At 55.2% G+C, this 1201-nt stretch carries 1 protein-coding gene; it reads right to left on the reverse strand.

Annotation, left to right across the window (positions count from 1 at the left end):
* Positions 1–149: 149 nt before the first annotated feature.
* On the reverse strand, positions 150–1130 hold the full coding sequence (locus HYE77_RS32365) for an IS5 family transposase (RefSeq protein WP_177070606.1): 981 nt from the start codon (positions 1128–1130) through the stop codon (positions 150–152).
* Positions 1131–1201 lie beyond the last annotated feature (71 nt).

A 1201-nucleotide genomic window follows, 5' to 3' on the forward strand; every position in this document is an offset into this window, starting at 1 on the left:
GTTAGGGATGGTCTGAAGTAGGCAGCTATTTCTCAACTGCTGAGCCATAGCGGTTTCAAAAAACGGCAGCCGTTCAAAATCGATCAAGTCTGCCGCTTATTTCATGCATTTTTTCCGCAGCAAGCACCTTGCAGCGGCTATTTCCCTCATTACGGGCGCACCTCTCCCGCGCCAGAAAGCAACTGTCGACGTGCCATCCACAGGTTCGACAGGGCGAACAACGTCACCATCTGAGCAGTGTTTTTCACCAAGCCTCGGAAGCGCACTTTCGTATAACCAAACTGACGCTTGATCACCCGAAATGGATGCTCAACCTTGGAGCGAACCTGAGCCTTGGCTCTCTCGATCTTGCGTATTGCTTTGTACAACACGCTGCGTTTTCCGTGCTTCTTGTAGGTGCTGCGCCGGGCTGCAACCTGCCAGATGACTTGGCGTCCAGCATGCTCTTTGCGCTTCTCGACACCGGTATAGCCTGCATCGGCGCAGACCACGTTCTCAGCACCGTGTAGCAGTTTGTCGACTTGGGTCACGTCCGCCACGTTGGCCGCAGTGACCACCACACTGTGCACCAGCCCCGAGTCATCGTCGACACCAATGTGCGCTTTGGCGCCGAAGTAATACTGGTTGCCCTTCTTCGTTTGGTGCATTTCCGGGTCGCGTTTACTGTCCTTGTTCTTTGTCGAAGTGGGCGCATGAATCAGCGTGGCATCGACGATGGTGCCTTGTCGCAGTGACAGGCCACGCTCGCCCAGATAGCCATTGATCACGCCGAGAATGCCAGTGGCCAACTCGTGTTTTTCCAGCAGGCGACGGAAGTTGAGAATGGTGGTTTCGTCCGGGATTCGCTCCAGGCTCAGGCCGGAAAACTGGCGCAAGATCGTCGTCTCGTACAGCGCCTCTTCCATCGCCGGATCACTGTAACCAAACCAGTTCTGCATGAGATGAACCCGCAGCATCGCCATCAACGGATACGCCGGACGACCGCCTTCGCCCTTCGGGTAATGGGGTTCGATCAGAGCTATCAAACCCTTCCAGGGCACGACCCGATCCATCTCGATCAGGAACAGTTCCTTACGGGTCTGCTTGCGCTTACCGGCGTACTCGGCGTCGGCGAAGGTCATTTGCTTCATCATCGAAAAGCTCGGCGATTGGTGTCCGGGGATTCTGCCAAATCAGGAAGTCTTTTTCAGAATTTCCTTAG

The sequence above is a fragment of the Pseudomonas sp. IPO3774 genome (genome assembly GCF_013386835.1).
Taxonomy (GTDB): domain Bacteria; phylum Pseudomonadota; class Gammaproteobacteria; order Pseudomonadales; family Pseudomonadaceae; genus Aquipseudomonas.

Excerpts from the sequence above, each read along its gene's own strand:
- HYE77_RS32365 (WP_177070606.1), bottom strand. The coding sequence starts at position 1,130 with ATGAAGCAAATGACCTTCGCCGACGCCGAGTACGCCGGTAAGCGCAAG.